19 protein-coding genes and 4 pseudogenes are annotated in these 19,716 nt (G+C 38.9%); 7 read left to right on the top strand and 16 right to left on the bottom strand.

Translation table 11 applies throughout. The annotated features are described in order from the left end of the window. The 4 genes and pseudogenes from AC1DSL_RS03135 to AC1DSL_RS03120 form a co-directional block, all read right to left on the bottom strand. A pseudogene (locus AC1DSL_RS03135) lies at positions 1-223 on the bottom strand (pentapeptide repeat-containing protein); the annotation flags it as partial. Between the two features lie 258 nt (positions 224-481). After that, positions 482-1,216 (bottom strand): amino acid ABC transporter ATP-binding protein, encoded by a 735-nt coding sequence (locus AC1DSL_RS03130; RefSeq protein WP_016428530.1) that lies wholly within the window; start codon positions 1,214-1,216, stop codon positions 482-484. Between the two features lie 26 nt (positions 1,217-1,242). Continuing rightward, positions 1,243-1,944: an amino acid ABC transporter permease gene (locus AC1DSL_RS03125; protein WP_477531129.1), complete on the bottom strand. Its 702-nt coding sequence runs from the start codon at positions 1,942-1,944 to the stop codon at positions 1,243-1,245. Further along, positions 1,931-2,752, bottom strand: a complete 822-nt coding sequence (locus tag AC1DSL_RS03120) for an amino acid ABC transporter substrate-binding protein (RefSeq protein ID WP_342542332.1) — start codon at positions 2,750-2,752, stop codon at positions 1,931-1,933. The genes AC1DSL_RS03125 and AC1DSL_RS03120 overlap by 14 nt, the downstream gene beginning before the upstream one ends. A gap of 407 nt (positions 2,753-3,159) precedes the next feature. On the opposite strand from AC1DSL_RS03120, the gene pepF reads away from it, so the two are divergent. After that, positions 3,160-4,980, top strand: coding sequence for an oligoendopeptidase F (pepF, locus tag AC1DSL_RS03115; protein WP_477531128.1), 1,821 nt, complete (start codon positions 3,160-3,162; stop codon positions 4,978-4,980). A gap of 66 nt (positions 4,981-5,046) precedes the next feature. Here the strand turns inward: pepF and AC1DSL_RS03110 are convergent. Next, positions 5,047-5,981 (bottom strand): annotated as a pseudogene (locus AC1DSL_RS03110) (DMT family transporter). A 183-nt stretch (positions 5,982-6,164) separates the two neighbouring features. Here AC1DSL_RS03110 and AC1DSL_RS03105 point away from each other — a divergent pair. Next, on the top strand, positions 6,165-6,644 hold the full coding sequence (locus AC1DSL_RS03105; protein ID WP_477531127.1) for an Lrp/AsnC family transcriptional regulator: 480 nt from the start codon (positions 6,165-6,167) through the stop codon (positions 6,642-6,644). 79 nt (positions 6,645-6,723) lie between these two features. On the opposite strand, the gene AC1DSL_RS03100 is transcribed toward AC1DSL_RS03105, so the two are convergent. Both AC1DSL_RS03100 and AC1DSL_RS03095 read right to left on the bottom strand, forming a co-directional pair. Beyond that, complete coding sequence (locus AC1DSL_RS03100; RefSeq protein ID WP_477531126.1) at positions 6,724-7,350, bottom strand: protein kinase family protein; 627 nt, start codon at positions 7,348-7,350, stop codon at positions 6,724-6,726. A 128-nt stretch (positions 7,351-7,478) separates the two neighbouring features. Then, positions 7,479-7,745 carry a hypothetical protein gene (locus AC1DSL_RS03095; protein WP_477531125.1) on the bottom strand — a complete coding sequence of 89 codons (267 nt, stop codon included), beginning with the start codon at positions 7,743-7,745 and terminating at the stop codon, positions 7,479-7,481. A gap of 144 nt (positions 7,746-7,889) precedes the next feature. Between AC1DSL_RS03095 and AC1DSL_RS03090 the strand changes: the two genes are divergently transcribed. The 3 genes and pseudogenes from AC1DSL_RS03090 to AC1DSL_RS03080 all read left to right on the top strand — a co-directional run bounded on the left by AC1DSL_RS03090 (position 7,890) and on the right by AC1DSL_RS03080 (position 9,457). Continuing rightward, on the top strand, positions 7,890-8,030 hold the full coding sequence (locus tag AC1DSL_RS03090; RefSeq protein ID WP_477531124.1) for a hypothetical protein: 141 nt from the start codon (positions 7,890-7,892) through the stop codon (positions 8,028-8,030). After that, a pseudogene (locus AC1DSL_RS03085) lies at positions 7,988-8,323 on the top strand (GNAT family N-acetyltransferase); the annotation flags it as partial. The gene AC1DSL_RS03090 and the pseudogene AC1DSL_RS03085, both read left to right, overlap by 43 nt. Positions 8,324-8,473: 150 nt before the next feature. After that, positions 8,474-9,457: an NAD(P)/FAD-dependent oxidoreductase gene (locus AC1DSL_RS03080; RefSeq protein ID WP_477531123.1), complete on the top strand. Its 984-nt coding sequence runs from the start codon at positions 8,474-8,476 to the stop codon at positions 9,455-9,457. A gap of 58 nt (positions 9,458-9,515) precedes the next feature. On the opposite strand, the gene AC1DSL_RS03075 is transcribed toward AC1DSL_RS03080, so the two are convergent. From AC1DSL_RS03075 to AC1DSL_RS03065, 3 genes and pseudogenes are all read right to left on the bottom strand, one after another. Next, positions 9,516-10,142: a YczE/YyaS/YitT family protein gene (locus AC1DSL_RS03075; protein ID WP_477531122.1), complete on the bottom strand. Its 627-nt coding sequence runs from the start codon at positions 10,140-10,142 to the stop codon at positions 9,516-9,518. Positions 10,143-10,294: 152 nt separating this feature from the next. Next, a pseudogene (locus AC1DSL_RS03070) lies at positions 10,295-10,523 on the bottom strand (DJ-1/PfpI family protein); the annotation flags it as partial. 16 nt (positions 10,524-10,539) lie between these two features. After that, complete coding sequence (locus AC1DSL_RS03065; protein WP_477531121.1) at positions 10,540-11,022, bottom strand: hypothetical protein; 483 nt, start codon at positions 11,020-11,022, stop codon at positions 10,540-10,542. A gap of 290 nt (positions 11,023-11,312) precedes the next feature. On the opposite strand from AC1DSL_RS03065, the gene AC1DSL_RS03060 reads away from it, so the two are divergent. Further along, positions 11,313-11,975: a GntR family transcriptional regulator gene (locus tag AC1DSL_RS03060; RefSeq protein ID WP_036659523.1), complete on the top strand. Its 663-nt coding sequence runs from the start codon at positions 11,313-11,315 to the stop codon at positions 11,973-11,975. Positions 11,976-12,036: 61 nt separating this feature from the next. Here the strand turns inward: AC1DSL_RS03060 and brnQ are convergent, their stop codons facing one another. After that, the gene (brnQ, locus tag AC1DSL_RS03055; RefSeq protein WP_477531120.1) at positions 12,037-13,395 is read right to left on the bottom strand and encodes a branched-chain amino acid transport system II carrier protein; all 1,359 of its coding nucleotides are present in this window, start codon (positions 13,393-13,395) and stop codon (positions 12,037-12,039) included. A 732-nt stretch (positions 13,396-14,127) separates the two neighbouring features. Here brnQ and trhO point away from each other — a divergent pair. Continuing rightward, complete coding sequence (gene trhO, locus AC1DSL_RS03050; RefSeq protein ID WP_477531119.1) at positions 14,128-15,102, top strand: oxygen-dependent tRNA uridine(34) hydroxylase TrhO; 975 nt, start codon at positions 14,128-14,130, stop codon at positions 15,100-15,102. 260 nt (positions 15,103-15,362) lie between these two features. Here trhO and AC1DSL_RS03045 read toward each other — a convergent pair whose 3' ends face one another. The 5 genes from AC1DSL_RS03045 to AC1DSL_RS03025 all read right to left on the bottom strand — a co-directional run bounded on the left by AC1DSL_RS03045 (position 15,363) and on the right by AC1DSL_RS03025 (position 19,715). Next, on the bottom strand, positions 15,363-16,205 hold the full coding sequence (locus AC1DSL_RS03045; protein ID WP_477531118.1) for a DegV family protein: 843 nt from the start codon (positions 16,203-16,205) through the stop codon (positions 15,363-15,365). Between the two features lie 281 nt (positions 16,206-16,486). Next, positions 16,487-16,663: a hypothetical protein gene (locus AC1DSL_RS03040; RefSeq protein ID WP_016428547.1), complete on the bottom strand. Its 177-nt coding sequence runs from the start codon at positions 16,661-16,663 to the stop codon at positions 16,487-16,489. A 139-nt stretch (positions 16,664-16,802) separates the two neighbouring features. Further along, positions 16,803-17,576 (bottom strand): putative hydro-lyase, encoded by a 774-nt coding sequence (locus AC1DSL_RS03035; protein WP_477531117.1) that lies wholly within the window; start codon positions 17,574-17,576, stop codon positions 16,803-16,805. A gap of 144 nt (positions 17,577-17,720) precedes the next feature. Then, positions 17,721-18,926: an NRAMP family divalent metal transporter gene (locus tag AC1DSL_RS03030; RefSeq protein ID WP_477531116.1), complete on the bottom strand. Its 1,206-nt coding sequence runs from the start codon at positions 18,924-18,926 to the stop codon at positions 17,721-17,723. An 18-nt stretch (positions 18,927-18,944) separates the two neighbouring features. Next, positions 18,945-19,715, bottom strand: a complete 771-nt coding sequence (locus AC1DSL_RS03025; RefSeq protein ID WP_477531115.1) for a 5-oxoprolinase subunit PxpA — start codon at positions 19,713-19,715, stop codon at positions 18,945-18,947. Position 19,716: the final 1 nt, after the last annotated feature.

The raw sequence follows: 19,716 nt of genomic DNA, 5'->3' as shown, positions 1-19,716 counted from the left end.
CTGTACACCCCTTAAATCCATTTTCTCTAAGACTACTGTGAATTTGACAACGGTAATCTGACTTTAAATTAGGGCAAGGTATTCCAGATGCTTTATTAATTGCAAAATCACTTGATGCAATAATATTTAGAGCTGTGCAACATAGACCAAAGCAGTTTGTACAATCTGCTTGCAGACTCTCTCTAATTTCTTTAGCCGTTGCTAATCTTTTATCTCCAGACATTTCTCACACCTCGTAATTTTTATCTTCCACACCAACATTTTATACACACGTAACTGATTAAAAATAGATTGCATTCTCTTAGTGGTTAGCAAGATTTTCAATGGAATTTCACTATAATTTAACATTATTTTCTTAAAATGAGTAGCCTCTATTTAAAAACGGATTGAAAGATTTTTAACAAAGTTCATTATTATGCCAAAAAAAGACATCCAATTAGACTGTCTAATTGGATGTCTTTTTACGTTGAATCAATCTCTTTTATTGAAGCAAGTTCAGGAATTGTCTTGTCCGTTCTTCTTTTGGATTTGTAAACATGTCGATTGGTTTGCTGCGCTCGATAATTTTACCTTGATCCATAAAGATGACTTCGTCCGCCACGTCGTTGGCAAATCGCATTTCATGCGTTACTACTACCATTGTGATGCCTTCGCCAGCTAAATCTTTCATCACTTGCAATACTTCCCCAACTAACTCGGGATCCAGTGCAGAGGTCGGTTCATCAAACAGCATCACTTTCGGTTCGAGCGCCAGCGCTCTGGCGATACCTACACGTTGCTGTTGACCACCTGAAAGTTGATGGGGATAGAAATCAAGCTTGTCCCCTAAACCCACCTTAATCAATAACTGCTCTGCCTTTTTACGCGCTTCTGCTTTTGACAGTTTCTTCACAGTAACGGGACCTTCCATTACGTTTTGAATGGCTGTCATATGTGGAAACAAGTTATAGTGCTGGAAAACCATCGCTGACTTTCTTCTAAATAGATCAATCGTTCTTTTAGGGACGGATTTCGAGAAATCCGCCGTCTGGTCATCGATTGTAATACTGCCTGAAGTCGGAACTTCCAATATATTTAAGCATCGAAGCAATGTCGTCTTGCCTGATCCAGAAGGGCCAATAACCACAATAACTTCGCCTTTATTAACTTGCAGGTCGATTCCTTTTAAAACTTCTAGATCGCCAAATTGTTTTTTTAATCCATTTATTGAAATCATCTCTTACTCCTTTCTTCATCCTTTTGTTATCTCGATACATAGCGATCGAAGCGATGTTCCAGTCGACCTTGGATAAGCGAAAGGAAGAAACAAATAATCCAATAAAGAATCGCTACTTCTGTATATAACAGTAAAACTTCATAATTTGTTGCCGCAATTTCCTGGGCTCTTCTGAACATTTCCGTTACGAGAATCAGAGATGCCAATGACGTATCTTTTACCAAACTGATGAATGTATTCGACAGTGGTGGAATGGACACACGAGTTGCTTGTGGCAAAATCACGCGCTTCAATGTTTGAGAATAAGTCATCCCAATCATATGTGCAGCTTCCCACTGACCTTTAGGTATAGAGAGAATAGCCGCACGAATTACTTCTGAAGCATAGGCGCCAACGTTTAAGGAAAATCCGATTACCGCCGCTGGAAATGGATCAATGACAATTCCTACAGAACCCAATCCATAAAATAAAATGAACAACTGTACCAATAATGGCGTACCGCGAATCGCAGACACGTAGAAACGGGCAATCCATTGAAACGGCTTAACGGTCGAGATTCTTCCCAAAGCCGTCAGTATGGCTAACGCAAGTCCTAATATAAAGGAGATTAAAGACAATGGAAGCGTATATACAACAGCACCCTCCAGCAAAGGCAGGAGGGATGATTGCGCGATATCTAGATAGCGCTCCATTTTTTCAGGGTCGACGAAAAAACTATTCCAAGACATTTTCGCCGAACCATTTTTCCGAGATTTCGTCGTACGTGCCGTCTTCAATCATTTCGTTCAAGGCTTTGTTTACAGCCTCCACTAAAGTTTCATTACCTTTGCGGAACATTAATCCACTTTGAGCCACGTCGTCTGCTTCATCTACAATTTGAATTTTTGCATTCGGTTTTTGTTTTTGGAAATCCAAAACGGAAAGTTTATCATTAATCGTTGCATCTACACGTTGAGAGTTCAACAATTCAATTGCTTGGTTAAATCCATCTATGCCTACCAATTCTGCACCATAAGATTTAGCAAGTTCAGCATAGTTACTTGTTAATGACTGCGCTGATTTCAGCCCTTTAAGATCTTCAAAGCTTTTTACTTCTTTGTTATCTGCATGTGTCACTAGTACAGCTGCTGAAGAAATATACGGCTCAGAGAAATCATATTTCGCTAGTCGTTCTTCTTTAATTCCTACTTGGTTAGCTATCATGTCAAAACGTTTAGAATCTAGACCTGCGAACATTGCATCCCACTGTGTTTCCATGAATTTCGGTTCCACACCTAAACGTGATGCGATTTCTTCAGCAATTTCCACGTCAAATCCAGTTAACTTACCACTTTCATCATGGTATGTGAATGGTGGGTAAGTTCCTTCAGTACCAATTAATAATTCCCCATCTTTTTTCACTTTCGCTAACAAATCGCTTTCAGATGAACTTGTGTTCTTTTCATCTTTAGATGCGTTATCGTCCTTCGAACCGCAAGCTGATAACATAAAGACTGCCGTAAGTAGCAGTGCTAATAATGTAGTTAATTTCTTCATTTTTATTAATTCCTCCTAATTCATATAGACTTACTTGGTATTACTAATCTTATAACATCGGATTAATTGCGTCAAAACAAAAATCTCAGTGCATTAAAACGCGAATAATTAAGAATTATCTCATTAATTCTGTCTCTTACTATGATGATGGAAATGAACCATTTCTATCCTGCTTTTTTGGTATTTTTTTTGATTATATACACTTGTTATCCCCGTTTACATATTGATGAAACTTAATCTTTTAAAGACATACGGTGAACAGAGCTTAAAAATTTCAGGGYTTAGGAAATCTATTATTTCCACTTAATTTTTGAAACAATAAAATTTTACAAAAAGAGTGAATTTTTCAATAAATAAAGATATAATAGTTTTTAGTTCGACATCCGTGATAAAAGGGAGAGATGAAAATGGTTCAAAGTTTACCTGCACGTTCAGATGTCAAAAGAGAAGAAACGTGGAATTTACAAGATTTGTTCACTTCAGAAGAAGCTTATCAAGATGCAATTGTCGCGCTTGAAAAAGAAGTGGATGCTTTCCATCAACAATTCAAAGGTCAGATTAAAGATGCACATTCTGCTAAAGAAGCATTAAAAGGATATGAAAGCTTATATAAAATGTTCGTTCCACTTGGCACCTACGCCGGCCTTGCATACAGTACTGATCAAACAGACAGTGATGCACAAATGCGTTCTGCTCGATTCGGTTCAGTGTCAGCGAGCTTAAGCAGTAAATTATCTTTTGTGGATAGTGAATTACTGGAGTTGCCTGTGGAAGTTTTGGAAGAAGCAATGAAAAACGCAACTGAATTCGGACATTATTTGAAGACATTGATTCGCAAAAAACCACATCAGCTTCATCCTGAAGTGGAAAAAACATTGGCTGCATACTCTTCTTCATTTGATGGTCCTTACGAGTTGTATAATACGACGAAAATGGTCGATTTATCCTTTGAAGATTTTGAAGTGAATGGTAAAAAATATCCGTTAAGCTATGTGCTTTTTGAAGGCGATTGGGAAGCGGAGACAGATACCGATGTTCGCCGTGCTGCATTTAAAGCATTTTCAAATCAACTGAAAAACTATCAGCATACAACAGCAAAAACGTACGATATGAATTTACAAATCGAAAAAACAACGTCTGATTTACGTGGCTATGACAATATTTTTGATTATTTGTTGTTTGGTCAGGAAGTGGATAAGTCATTGTTTGACCGTCAAATCGACTTGATTATGACTGAGCTTGCACCACATATGCGTAAGTATGCGAAATTGCTTCAAGATGTTCACGGATTGGAAGAAATGACTTTTGCGGACTTGAAGATTCCATTGGATCCTTCATATGAACCAAAAATCACGATCGAAGAATCCAAGAAATATATGAACGATGCACTTGCGATACTGGGTGATGACTATTTGGACATGGTCAACCGTTCATTCGATGAACGCTGGATTGACTTTGCACAAAATAAAGGGAAATCTACTGGTGCTTTCTGCTCCAGCCCGTACGGTTTCCATCCTTACATTTTAATTTCATGGTCAAGCCGTATGAATGAAGTATTCGTGTTAGCACATGAACTGGGACATGCAGGTCATTTCTACAATGCCCATAAAAATCAAAATGTCTTTAACTCCCGACCATCCTTATACTTCATTGAAGCACCATCGACGATGAATGAAATGCTGATGGCGAACCATTTGCTGGAAAACTCGGACGATCCGAAGTTCAAGCGATGGGTCATTTCTTCTATCGTGGCACGCACTTACTACCACAACTTCGTGACACATTTACTTGAAGCTGCTTATCAACGTATAGTCTATGAACGCGTGGATGCAGGTAAAAACGTCAATGCGGGGATTTTGAATGAAATCAAACGAGGTGTACTGGAAGAATTCTGGGGAGATGCAGTTGAAATCACGCCAGGAGCTGAATTGACATGGATGCGCCAACCTCATTATTATATGGGCTTGTATCCATACACTTACAGCGCTGGACTGACAATTTCTACACAAGTTTCAAAACGTATTTTAGAAGAAGGCGAACCGGCTGTAGCTCAGTGGTTGGAAGTTCTTCAAGCAGGCGGTACGAAGTCGCCGGTTGAACTTGCTCAAATGGCGGGCGTCGACATTACAACTGAACAACCGCTTCGTGACACAATTGCCTACATCGGCGAATTAATTGATGAATTGGTGAAACTGACAAAAGAAATCGAAGCAGTACCAGCTAAATAAATTGAGCATAAAAAACGAACCTTGGTCTATATTTGACCAAGGTTCGTTTGCTTCTCACATTTTCAATTATTTTCTAACGATAGCGACCTGGACACTCTTTTTCCCAAACAGCTGGAATTTTCCTAGGAACGGCTTCGCTTTAAAATATGTAAACAATAAGCAACCCGTGATAACTATCAAACTTCCCATTCCCTGTATCCAAGTCATGCGTTCCCCTAGTAAAAGATAAGCAAGAATGGCGGTGAAAATCGGATTAAAATTCAGGAAAATGCCTGACGTCGTTGCACCTATTTTTTGAACGGCTATGTTCCATAACAACATACAGATTACCGTAGAGACGACTCCGGTATAAAGAACTGATTGAATGAAGGGTGTATCCATGTTGCTAATAGCAAAGTCCTTCACATTAAAAGGGATTAACATCATTACGCCAAAAACCCCAGAATACAATGTCGCTTTCAATGGCGTTGTATATTTCATCGCCCACTTGCTGATAACCGAATACAACCCCCAGATACATACCGCAGCCATCATTAATAAGTCGCCCTTATTGAAACCTATGGAAAAAAGTACTTCGACATGTCCTTTGTAAGAACCAACAAAACACCCGTGAAAGAAATAAACATAGAACCTATCTGGAATCTGTTGATTTTCTCTTTTAAAAACACAAATGAAAACAAGGCAATGGAAAACATATTAAACGTTGAAATCAATCCTACATTTGTTGCAGACGTGAAATTCAAAGACAGGAATTGAAAAAGGTTAAATAAAACAACTCCTGTTGCCCCCATCAATACGAGTGGCAAGATGGCTTTTCGGGAAAGCACTAGACTCTTCTCTTTCCACCACACAATTGGAATCAGGCAGATAACAGCGATTAACCATCTCAATGTCGTTAACGTCACTGGAGAAGCATGGTCCACTAATGATTTCCCTACAACAAAATTGCCACCCCACAACAAGCTTGTAAACAACAACAATAGATAATAAATGTATGGCATATCATCCACCCCCTCTTCCTATTAAATTAATTTTAGCACCTTTATAGTTTTTACAATATATTATTTTGTTATATCCGTTGAATTCAAAATAAACAAAAGAATATACTATAGATACTTAATATTATTCCATTAAATACTTGACCAAGAGGCTTTTTTGGAATAAAAAAGAAAGAGGTAAACTCCATGGAATCATTGATTAGTAAAGTACTCGATCCAATCGATATTCAAATTCTCGATATTCTGCAAAGACAAGCGAATATCAGCAACGCAGAGCTCGGTCGACGTGTCAGTCTGTCCCCCCCTGCTACGCATGCGCGCATAAGAAGGCTGGAAACCGAAGGATATATCAATAGACAAGTCGCCATTCTCGATCAGCAAAAACTCGGTTTCGACCTCTTGTGCTACATCTTTATCAGCACCGATATCCATCAGGCAGAGAAACTTGAAATTTTGGAAAAGAATTTGGAATCCCTCCCCGCTGTTTTGGAATGTCATTGCCTGACTGGCGAATACAATTATTTATTAAAAGTAGCGAACAGGAACCGCCATGAACTCGAACAATTCATTCGCAAACTGAATAAACTAGGCATCTCTCGAATCCAGACCAGTCTTGCCTTACGGGAAATCAAACACTCCACCGTTTTGCCCATCAATAATCTATAAATAACTTAAATTTTCATTTCATATGAAAAAGCGGCAGTTAAAAATCTGCCGCTCGCTGCATAATAAATATTAATATTATTTATCCGATTTTCGATGATGACAACTGATGCGGAATCAGATGTTTTTTATAGAAGAAAGCTAATGTGTTCATAACGCCAGCCGGAATTTTTTTCGGAAAGAATCGCTTCGTATAAAATTGTAGATATACCGCTTTTAAATCATTCCATTGGGAACAATCTTTTGTTTGCCTGAAACGAGCGACATCAATTAGCTTGATGTCGTTATTTGCAGTAATAATAATATTCCTTAAGTGAATATCTGAAGGATTCAGCCCCTTCTTTAATGCCATTGATAAAGCCCGATCAATCTCATCAATATGGCCGGAAGTAATGGGAATGCCTTGATTAACACATTTAAAAAGAGTACGTCCTTCTATATAATCCATAACAATATAGTTCTGTCCGGTATCATAAATGCTCGGGAAATACGAAATACCATGCAGTTCTTTATAGATATCCGCCTCTTCTTTTGCAATGTATGTGAATTCCGGAAAAAAGATTTTAATGGCTTTACTGGAAGCCTTAATCCGAAAGACAAAAGCACTTCTTCCGGTACCTACGAGTGTCAATGTATTGTCATAACTGAGAAGTCGATTCTTTTTTGCGGAAATGACGACTGAATTTGCAAGTTCTTGATAAGTTTTCAAACTTAGACCCCCCTTTCTATTATAATCAACAAAAAGAGACGTTATAACCAAAAGACCTCACCAAATAATTGGTAAGGTCTCGCAAACAACTTAATGTTAGTTGCCATCAAAGCCCCAGGAATAATAACCTAATTAAAGTTGCGCCCTTGCTTATTGGCAATGTCATGCGTCAAATCATTTAAGTTCTGTTCATTTTGGTTTGCATTGGATTGATTGTTCAATTCTTTTTCACCTTGAATATCATGCTGTTGATTATTGCGATTCTGTTCCACACGATTGTCGTGCAATTTTTGATTTTGTTTTAACTCTTTTTCGTTTTCTTCTTGCTGTTTCTGCCGTTTTTCAATTTCTACAGGCTCTGGCTCAAATTCAGGAAAATCCTCTTTTTCTCTCATGGTAAATGCCTCCTTTAGAATCTTCATCTTATGCTTATTATTCCCTTCAATTTGGAGGTAAAACATATGGCTTGTAAAACATATTTAATGTCCTATATATATTGTCTTATAGAAACATTTTCATACAACAACAGGAGGTTCTTCATGGTATATACATATATTGACGGTATTCCCGAAGAAAAGTATATGATTGGCATTCAACAACTTCATCAACACGTGTTCGAAGGAGCAGAACTCTCTCTAGAGGATTTCACAACAAGCATAACTTACTTACATGCCTTGTAGTTTCCAATGATGAAGTAATCGGTTTTAAAATGGGATATGAACTCAGCCCCGATATATTTTATAGCTGGCTTGGTGGTGTACACAGTTCTTATCGCGAACAAGGAATTGCTTCCAAACTAATGGCACTTCAACACAAGCTACTTAAGAATGCCGAATACAAAACGGTTCAAACGAAATCCAGAAATAATCGAAAAGAAATGCTGATTCTTAACATCAAACATGGTTTTAATATCATTTCCACGTATACGAGTGCTAAAGGGAAACATAAGATTATTTTGGAGAAAGATTTATAAGAACTTCACTATCCTTATCGCCATTTTACGGATAAATAATTGTAAGAGTCTTCTCATCCTTTCGACTGAAATGTGCGTGATAATGCTTATATTACCAACGATAGTGGTAGACTCATGGTAGACACTTAATGGACAAGGGGCTCGATTAATATGAAAGTATATGATGTAACAATAATAGGGGCAGGTCCTGCTGGATTATTTACAGCTTTTTACGGCGGTATGCGTCAGATGTCAGTCAAAATAATTGAAAGTTTACCCAATGTAGGTGGCCAATTAACTGCACTCTATCCGGAAAAATACATATACGATATTGCTGGATTCCCTAAAGTGTGTGCAAAAGATTTAGTAGCCAATTTATCCGAGCAACTATCTATTTTCTCACCCACTATCGTCACAGATCAGTCCGTGGAAGATATGACAAGACTTGAAGATGGTACATGGCAACTGACAACTGAAAAAGAGAAACACTTATCAAAATCAGTCATTTTCACCACTGGGAATGGCGCGTTTGAACCAAAGCGACTGGAACTCGAAGAAGCAGCCAAATACGAAGGTACGCAACTTCATTATTTTGTAGATGACATGGGCAAATTTGCAGGAAAAGACGTTGTATTATTTGGTGGAGGGGACTCAGCTGTCGATTGGGCACTCATGCTTGAACCCATCGCGAAAACAGTCACTCTCGTACATCGACGTGATTCTTTCCGTGCGCACGAACATAGCTTGGATTTGCTTCATCAATCATCTGTCGTCATCAAAACACCATTTGTAGTGGATCATTTTGAACCAGAAGGTGATACGTTTACGCATGTGGCAGTCCGAAAATCAGATGGTGATATTGAATTACTAAAGGCAGATTATGTCATTGTCAATTATGGATTCCGCTCACATATTGGCAACATGAAAAATTGGGGCATGGAGATGGAACGACATGCAATCAAAGTCAATTCCAGTATGGAAACGACTCTGCCGGGCGTTTACGCAGTCGGGGACAGCAACACGTATGAAGGTAAAGTTAAACTTATCGCCTGTGGATTCGGCGAAGCACCTATTGCCATTAATTCCGCGAAACACTTCGTGGATCCAGAAACAAAGAAACATATGAAGCATTCAACCGATTTATTTTCGCATTAAACTAAAAAAGAGCAGTGAATTCATGAAGAATTCACTGCTCTTTATCTATTTATACACTCTATAGCAAAACAGACTCATTACATAAACGTTCACGTAACTTCGTTACCGGTCGATAGAAGAACTGAATCATTGGACCAATCATAAGAGTCACAAAAATAGTACCCAATCCAATTGGGCCACCGAGAATGAACGCAATCACCAACACGCCAAGCTCCATCATGGTTTTAGAGACAGCCATGCTTTTGCCAGTCAAAGTTTGAATTGCCATCATCAAAGTATCCATAGGGTTACGTGCAATTTTCGACTGTAAGTAACAGGCAATTCCTACTGCAATCACTGCAATACCGCCAACCAACATGGCAAATCGAATTGGAAGAATCGGTGCCTGATAGTTAGCAAAAACAAATAACAACCAGAAATCAATCAAAAAACCAACCGTTACTACAGGGATTACTGCAGAAATATCAATTCGCTCTCTTAATAGAAGAGCATTGATGAAAATAAGTAATATCCCTATAATAAAGACCCACGCACCGACACTTAGGCCAAAAAGATTATTTAGCCCTACGTACATGGCATCCCAGGCTCCAGCCCCTAAATCAGCCAATATTATTAAACTAATGCCCAAAGACAGAAAGGTTAATCCAATTAAATAAAATATAGCTACAATACTTCGATTTTTCATAAAAACTCCTTTACATTCCGCAAAAATGAATGATTGAATCATCTTATCATGAAATAAACTGTATTCCCAATTTTTCAATTCACAAAAAATAGCCTTTTCACTGTTTCAGTGAAAAAGCTATGACATTATTCAAAATAGAATAGCAGTCCTATTTATGAACCTAATTTTTCTATTAATTCTTTTACAACCATTTTTGGTGTGGATTGTGGATTTTGACCTGTAATCAATTTGCCATCCACCACAGATTTCTCAGACCAATTTGGACCCGTCTCTACAGTTGCACCGAGCCCGCTTCCCTTGAACCAATGGTTTGCCATTTGAAAGTGTTGCACCTACTAATCCAGCTGGACCATGACAAACTGACACTACGTATTTATCCGCTCATCACGAATAGGGATTACATCGTAGGATTATTTTTAAATGGTTTCTTTCGTATGAGATTCCAAACAGCCATTCCGTCACTCGGGTTCTCCCCATGCCATATGGGAAATAGTGAAAAGAAAATGAAGTAGAAAGAGAAATAAACGAATTGATACAAGAAAATGCCGGGTTCCAGTTCACGCATCAAAATCAAGCCATTCAACAGTAATATAGCGGTCAAATTAAAAAGCGATCCACCCAAGTAGACCAAAATCAGCTGCCATCTACGTCTCTTTTTAGCCAAAGAAATATATTCACACCAACCATCATAAAAGTACAACCGTCGTATATGTAGAGGTCCAATCTTCGTCAAAATTTTTCCCGATCCAATGTGCATATTTACCTTGCCTCCAAAAATGCGCGCGAAAAACATATGACCCATTTGATGAAGAATTGTCACAAGAGGCATCACCAAGAAAAATGAAAAGAAAAATTTCCACAAATCATTAAATCCAAACATTATGCCACCCGCTTTCCAGTGTTGAATTGAGGTCAGTGTAAAAGATGCCAAGCATGAATACAAATATTATCCTCCAAAATCAAGCGGTAATAACGTCCACCTTCGTACTCTTCAACACCTTTAGTTTGGTATTATTTATCATCTATTTTATATTACTGGAATATGATATAAATTAAAATTAATGCTAAATTCAAAGTGCAATATATCACATACAGAGTATTTGTTGTATAATGGAAGAAATCATCCATTTTTATACATATTATTTCTTGATAGGAAAGGTTGTTACCTATATGCCGATACCCACTAATCATGCCAAACCCATTCGCATCTCTGCCAAAGAGAATGCTTTTAACCAGTTGCAGCAATGGATTATTGACGGTACATTACGTCCTGAAGAAAAATTGAACGATACGGAATTGGCTCAAGCATTGGGTGTCAGCCGAACACCTATCCGAGAGTCGTTACAATTGCTTGAAGTTCAAGGTTTCGTTGAAATGTTTCCCGGAAAAGCCACGCAGGTCACAACTGTGAGAAAAGAAGACATTAAAGATCTCCTTCCTCCGTTAGCCGCCTTGCAGGCACTGTCTGCCGAATTAGCGATACCCAACTTAGATAAAAAAACGATTCATAACATGGAAGATACAAATGAACGATTTTCACATGCAATCCAAACAAAAGACTATTTTTCAGCCTTGAAAATTGATGAAGAGTTTCATCAAATTATTGTAGATGCCGCAAACAATCCCTATATCACATCGATGGTTGCTAATTTACAAGCCCATGTACTCAGACAGTTCTTCCATAATTCAATCGTTTTGACGACCCATTCGATTAAGGAGCATGCTACCATCATCGAATTATTAAAAAAACGTGATGCCGCATCCGTCTCCCAAGTGATGCGGGACAACTGGCTACGTGCAATAGAAGAATTTTATACTCGTGAAGAACTATAAAAAAACCCTCAAATCTTGATACTTTAAAAGTATCTGAGATTTGAGGGTTTTTAGGTTAAAATCATTGTGAATAAGCGAGTGAAGCTTTTCTTACGTAAGCGAGAATTCCTGTAATCACCATGACAATGAGCACAGGAATCAGCCAGCCGAGACCTTGTTCATAAAAAGGCAAGTAGTTTTCATAAAACGAAATGACTGGTTTCATCCAATCGAAATACTCCATGTTTAATGAAGTGCATAACGTTTTCAGTCCATCTATGCTGCTCACCATCAATGTAACGACCGTTGCCGAAACATAAACCATGCGCGAATGCTTAAACAACGGTGATGCGAACGTTAAGATAATCAAGACGATAGCCAACGGATACAAGAACATCAACACTGGAATCGAGTAAGTAATAATGTTCGATAAGCCGAAATTGGCTATGATAAATGAAAATGTTGAAAAACCGATAATGAATAATTTATAACTCACCTTAGGGAATAGGCTATGGAAATACTCCCCACATGCCGTAATCAGACCGATACTAGTCGTTAAACAGGCAAGAAAAATAATGACAGCCATCATTAGGGTACCAAATGTTCCAAAATAATAAGCAGCTGTATTCGTAAGCACTGGTCCACCAGTATCAAATAAACCAAACATTTCGGTACTCGTAGCTCCTAAATAAGCAACACCTACATAAATCACGCCAAGTAAGAAAGTAGCTACTGCGCCTGATTTAGCTGTCGCCTTTAAAATTCCAGGAGTGGATGTAACACCCATTTTCCGAATAATATCAATGACGATAATCCCGAATACCAGTGATGCTAGCGCATCCATCGTATTATAGCCTTCAGTGAAGCCTTTCATGAATGCACCATTGGCATATGAGTCTTGAGGTGCTTGGATCGAGCCAAGCGGATTAAAGATTACCATGACAAGTAAAATTCCCAGCAGTACTAAAATAGCTGGAGATAAAAATTTCCCGATACGATCAACCATTTTCGACGGATTCAGAGATAACCAAAGTGTTATAGCAAAGAATATGATGGTGAAGACAATTAACCCAATCTGTTCATGGCCTTCTCCTAAAAATGGAGCCACACCGATATCAAACGAAACCGCACCAGTTCTTGGAATTGCGAATAACGGTCCGATTGTCAAATACAGCAAGGCAGTGAAAATGACGCCATATACCGGATGGATACGGCTTGCAAGGTCTTGTAAACTACGACTTCCTGAATAGCCCATTGCGAGTATGCCAAGAAACGGTAAACCAATTCCAGTTAATAAAAAGCCAGCTACTGCCAACCATACATTCGTGCCTGCATTTTGACCAAGAGTTGCCGGGAATATTAAGTTTCCTGCACCAAAGAATAAAGCGAACAGCATCAATCCAATGACAGAGTATGCTGATAACGATAATTTTTTATCCATTTTGTTTACCTCCTGCAATTTGAAAGATTGTAGTTCATGCAACTCCGATATATTGCATACTGAAACTATCACTGTCAGTAATCCTACTCTCTTTTTAAATGAAATGCAATATATTGCATAAAATATTTAAAATTTTTATATAATTAATATAAATATCCGCCTAAATAATATATCTGATACTCCAGGAGACAAAATAATTCCTTCTCTGTTGCGCATTTGGCTTGTCCGGACGAGAATGCTTGTTCAGGTAGACAGTTCGGCGATCCAGGTAGACTGAATGAGGGGCCAGGTTGCACAAAATCTTTAAACGTTCATATAAACAAAAACGTCTGCCTCCAAAAAGAAGGCAGACGTCTCATTATGATTATGCTTGATAAGTTACTAGCAAGCCCCGCTCCCACAACAATTACATCAACCTTCATACCAATACACCCCGTTGAATTAAGTTCATTTGGATCCTATTCGAGAAAATATGGACGTTATCCTTTAAAGGTTTTTTCGATATCTGGATTAAGTGGAAGGATATCGAGAATTCAGTGATGGATATCTCCATTTCACATGGTCTTATCCAGCATTCGCCATTCCTTTTCTCCATTTCACCCCCACTTATCTAAAATTCACTTTTCCTACACAATTTAACAGTCTGTTTTCCCTATTAGCACTGTTCATTTCATCACTTTTATGCTATATTTATTGATTGAATTACCATAAAATTAAGGTGGTTAAATTAAAATGGAAAACAATGCTTATCAAGTCTTGTTATATTATAAATATGTATTAATAGATGAACCTGAATTATTCGCACAAACTCACTTGGCTGCGTGTAAAGAAATCGGCTTATTGGGTCGTATTCTTGTATCTCATGAAGGAATTAACGGAACCGTTTCTGGAACCATCGAACAGACCCAAGCCTACAGGGATATGATGAAGAGTGATGAACGTTTTGCAGATATGATGTGGAAAATTGATGCAGCGGAAGGTCATGCGTTTAAAAAAATGCATGTACGTGCGAAAAATGAAGTGGTACATCTTGGTCTTGGAGAAGATGATATCAACCCGAACGAAATTACTGGTCAATACTTGTCCCCAACAGAATTCTACGAAAAAATGCAACAGGATGATACAATCGTCATCGATGCACGTAATGACTATGAATTCGATCTAGGTCATTTCCGTGGGGCAGTTCGTCCGGAAATTAAAAACTTCCGTGACTTGCCACAATGGATGCGCGAAAACAAAGAACAATTCGAAGGCAAAAAGATTTTGACTTACTGCACAGGCGGAATTCGTTGTGAGAAATTCTCCGGTTGGTTAGTCAAAGAAGGTTACGAAGATGTAGGTCAACTTCACGGTGGAATCCATACTTACGGTAATGACCCAGAAGTGAAAGGTCAGCTTTGGGACGGACAAATGTATGTCTTTGACGAACGCATTGCTGTGCCGATCAACAAAGTCGAGCACGTAATCGTCGGAAAAGATCATTTCGATGGTACACCTTGTGAGCGTTACGTAAACTGCGCTAACCCAGAATGTAATGATAAAATTCTTTGTTCAGAAGAAAACGAACACTTATATATGCGCAGCTGTTCGGATGCTTGTCGCACGCATCCACGCAACCGCTATATCGTGGAGCACGCCTTAAGCGAAGAGCAAGTTCAAGCTAGACTTGAAGAAGTTGAACGCGTAAAAGGTAACGTAATAGCATAAACAATGGAATTCATTTCTCGAATTTACAAAGAGAGACGCAATGTGATTTTGTCACTTCGCGTCTCTTTTTATCTTTACTTATCACTATTCCAACTAACTCTCATAAAAGTCACGACTTAGATCCACGATTTGTAGTGAAGGATTTATTTCCAAAAACGAGAGCATCGTTTCACTAAGAGACAATACATGTTGAGCCCACACAACAAAAAAGTCGCCATCCCATACATAGGGTTTGGCGACTTTTTAAGTTCTAAATATTCTTATTCTCCTAACCAAGCAAGACCGACAGTTCCTCTTCCCGTATGAGTGCCCGGCACGGGACTAAGTTCTGTTGTTGAGAAAATAATCTGAGGATATTGCGTTTGAAGTTCTTTTTTCATTTGAGTCGCTTCTTTCAAATTATCCGCGTGGAGGACAGTCACTTCTTTTACGTGATTTTTTTCGGCTTCTAAATAGTCGGCCATTTTGGCGATGGCACGCTTATGACTTCGTACTTTATCGGACAACACTGCACGTCCTTCATGAAATTTCAAGACGACTTTCATATTCAATAGAGTTGCAAACACGGCTTGTGAACCCGTTACACGCCCACCTTTGTGGAGTTGTTCAAGGCTGCCGGGCGTTAAGAACAGGCGACCTTTTGCAGGCAACGTCTTGATTTCAGAAACGATTTCTTCAAATGTTTTTCCTTGTTGATCTAACGCCACAGCACGCTCCACCATTTTTCCAAGTGGAAATGATCCAATTTGAGAATCCAGAACAAACGCATCTACTACAGCTTCTTTTGTCGCCGAGACTGCACCACTATACGCACCAGTCAAGGCACCTGTCGCATGAATGGCAATAACGTGCTTGTATTTGTTTTTTATTTCATTAAACAGCTCCAGCATTTCGCCTGGAGAAGGTTGTGAAGTTTTAGGTAAATCCTTAGCGGACGCAAGTTTTTTATAAAATTCGCTTGAACTGATTTCAACGTTTTCTTTGTAAGCGGTTTCTCCGAAAATAACGAATAACGGTACCACATAGATATTATGTTTTTCTATAAATTCTGTAGACAGGGTAGCAGTTGAATCCGTAACCCATGCAATATTTGATTGGTTCATGGCCATAGCTCCTTTTAATACCACTTAAGTGATTAATAAAAATGGTTAATTTAGGAAATCAACAGGATGAATGGAGACTCCTTTGAATGTATTAGTATGGTAAGAAGCAATGTTTTTCACAAGTGTAAGTATCATAAGAGTAGTATGACAAACGTCATGTTTACAAAGAAATATAGGAGATTGTCATTAACTGTACACATACACTTTTTAAATATCCCATTATATAGAAAAATCCAAACCAGGTAATTCCCTGATTTGGATTCTTGTTGCTAATAAGCTGATTATGAAAGTTCCTGATATTTTGCTTGAAATTTCCCTTCTACTACATCAGTATGGTACATCGCTTTAAGGGCGAAATCTTTTTCAAGCTCATGTTCTTTCATGATTTGCTTTAAGCGTATCTTCAGTTCCTCATTTTCTTTTACGAGTTGCTTCATTTTCGATTTTACGAATTTCAATTAAAGGTCCTCCTTTTCCGTTTGTTTTGGTCACGTCCAATTAACCTTGTATTGCTTATACTAGCACAAAAAAGTACCTCTCAGTCATAAACCAAGAGATACTTCAGTAATTGTGGATGTTCAAAGGTAGCAGTCAGAATCAAATCACGCTTATATGTTCACTTTTTAAATCTGTGATGAACATATGACCAGGTGCGTGAGTGATCATCAATGGAGGCTTCATATGCATAGCAATTGCTTGGGGTGTCACACCACATGCCCAAAAGACGGGTACTTCTCCGTCTTTAATCGTCACTGCATCGCCAAAATCCGGATGTTGAATGTCCTTTATACCGATTGATTCTGGATTTCCGATATGTATCGGTGCACCGTGAACCGATGGAAAACGACTGGTGACTTGAACTGCCCGAATGACATCCGCTTCTTTCATTGGACGCATGCTGACGACTGTCGGTCCCGCAAATTTGCCTGCAGGCGACGTTTCAATTGATGTTTTATACATAGGCACATTAACGCCTTCTTCATTGTGTCTCATAGGAATGCCATTTTTAATTAGCGCATCTTCGAATGTGAAGCTGCAGCCGATCAGGAAACCGACCATTTCGTCAGTCCAATACTCTTTAATATCTGTAGGCTCATCCACGACTTCTCCATTACGATAGATGCGGTATCTTGGTAAATCAGTACGTAAATCAGCTTTGGGTGCAGACATTTTCGGAATATACGAACCTGCGTCTGTGACGTCAATTAGCGGACAAGATTTGGGATTTCTTTGACAGAACAATAGAAAATCAAAAGCCAAATCTTTCGGTAAAATAACCAGATTTGCTTGAATGTACTCTTCACACAACCCAGAAGTTGGTGAAGAAATCTCACCACTGCGCATCGTTCCTCTTATTTCAGATGGTTTCATCAAGTTAAACCCCCTTTCTTTTAAGGCATTATAGGAAGTATTAAAAATCTCGAAATAGCGCATTTGCGGCATGCATCACATCAAAGAGAGTGTTGGCTCATGCGGAACATGCCGCTAATGTAAATGTACGATTAACAGAGATTTCTATTTAAACAATTGAGGAATTCCTTCAATTAAGGTGTAAACACCCATAATCGACATCGCGATAACAATAATGATTCCAAAAATAGTCATCCACATTGGATGTTTGTAGTCACCTACAATTTTCGATTTATACGCCGCAATAAGCATAACGCCTAACGCAATCGGTAAAATTAAACCATTTACAGATCCAACTAGTACAAGAATACTGACCGGACGACCGACGAATACAAAGACGATAGTTGAAATCGCAATAAACGCGATAATGATTTTTTGATGATGTTTTTCTAACCACGGATGGAATGTACGAATGAATGAAACGGATGTATAGGCCGCACCTACTACAGAAGAAACTGCTGCGGCCCACATTACTATCCCGAAAATTTTATAACCAAAGTTACCAGCTGCCAATTGGAAAACAGATGCAGGTGGATTAGAAGGATCAAGTTTTAACCCCTGTGACACAACACCAAGAACGGCAAGGAACAAGGCAATTCGCATAATAGCAGTAACTACAATTGCAAATACTGCACTACGGTTCACTTCAGGAAGCGAGTCTACACCTTTGACACCCGCATCAATCAATCGGTGACCTCCGGCAAAGGTGATATAACCCCCAACCGTTCCTCCTACCAATGTTACAATCGCCAAAATATCAATCTTGTCTGGAACAAAAGTTTTCACAACCGCTTCTCCTACTGGAGGATCTGCAGTAAACATGACATATACAGTTAATCCAATCATGATGAAACCTAATATTTGCGCGAATTTATCCATCGCTTTGCCCGCTTCTTTAACAACAAAAATACCGATGGCAAGAATTCCGCTGAGAATGGCTCCCGTCTGTGCAGAGATTCCGAATAAAACATTTACTCCAAGACCAGCACCTGCAATATTTCCGATATTGAATGCAAGACCACCCATAACAATTAAAATTGCAAGAAAGTAACCAAGGCCCGGCAATATATCGTTTGCAATATCCTGTGCCCGTTTTTCAGAGACCGCAATGATTCGCCAAATGTTCAACTGAGCGCCGATATCAATAATAATGGAAATCAGAATAACGAATCCGAAACTTGCAAGAAGGGATTCGGTAAAGACCGTCGTTTGAGTTAAAAATCCTGGTCCTATCGCAGAAGTCGCCATCAGGAAGGCTGCACCTAGCAATAAACTCCTGTTTGTGTTTTTCAATTTGTTCTCAGCTTTCATGTGGATCCCCCTTATGATTTATTTGAACTCTGAAATTTTTTGAATATCAATTCCAGATGAATTCAAGACTTGAGAAATACGTTGTGCAAAATCGAGTGCATGCAGTCCATCTCCATGAATACACACAGTGTCGGCTTGAATCAAAACTWCTTTTCCGCTGATGCTTGTGACCTTGCCTTCTTTAACCATTCGAACGACTTGGTGAATGGCTGTTTCCGTATCCGTTATCAGTGCATTAGCTTCTTTTCGGTTCGTCAATGTTCCATCTGTTTGATAAGTACGATCGGAGAATACTTCATTCGCCGTGCGTAACCCGATTTTCTCGCCAGCTCTGACGAGTTCACTGCCGGATAAACCAAAGAGTACTAACTCAGGATTCACTGCATAAACCGCTTCTGCAATAGCTTCAGACAATGCCGAATCAGTAGCCGCCATGTTGAATAATGCACCATGTGGCTTGACGTGTTGCATCACGCCACCCTCCGCTTTTACAAAGCCAAACAATGCCCCAATTTGATAGACCACGATTTCATAAGCTTCCTGAGGAGTGACTGAAAAATTTCGTCTACCAAAGCCAGTCAAATCTTGAAACCCAGGATGCGCACCAATGCCTACGCCTTTTTCGAGTGCGAGTTTAACCGTTTTGCGCATCGTTGAAGGATCGCCTGCATGAAAGCCACACGCGATGTTTGCAGATGTCACAAAATCCAGTATCTCTTCATCGTTTCCCATTTTGTAGGCTCCAAAACTCTCACCCATATCACAATTTAAATCGACTTGATACTTCATT

Source organism: Paenisporosarcina sp. P4_D4 (genome assembly GCF_056401835.1).
Note: the sequence above shows the minus strand (reverse complement) of the source record. Positions and strands in the feature narration are given on the sequence as shown.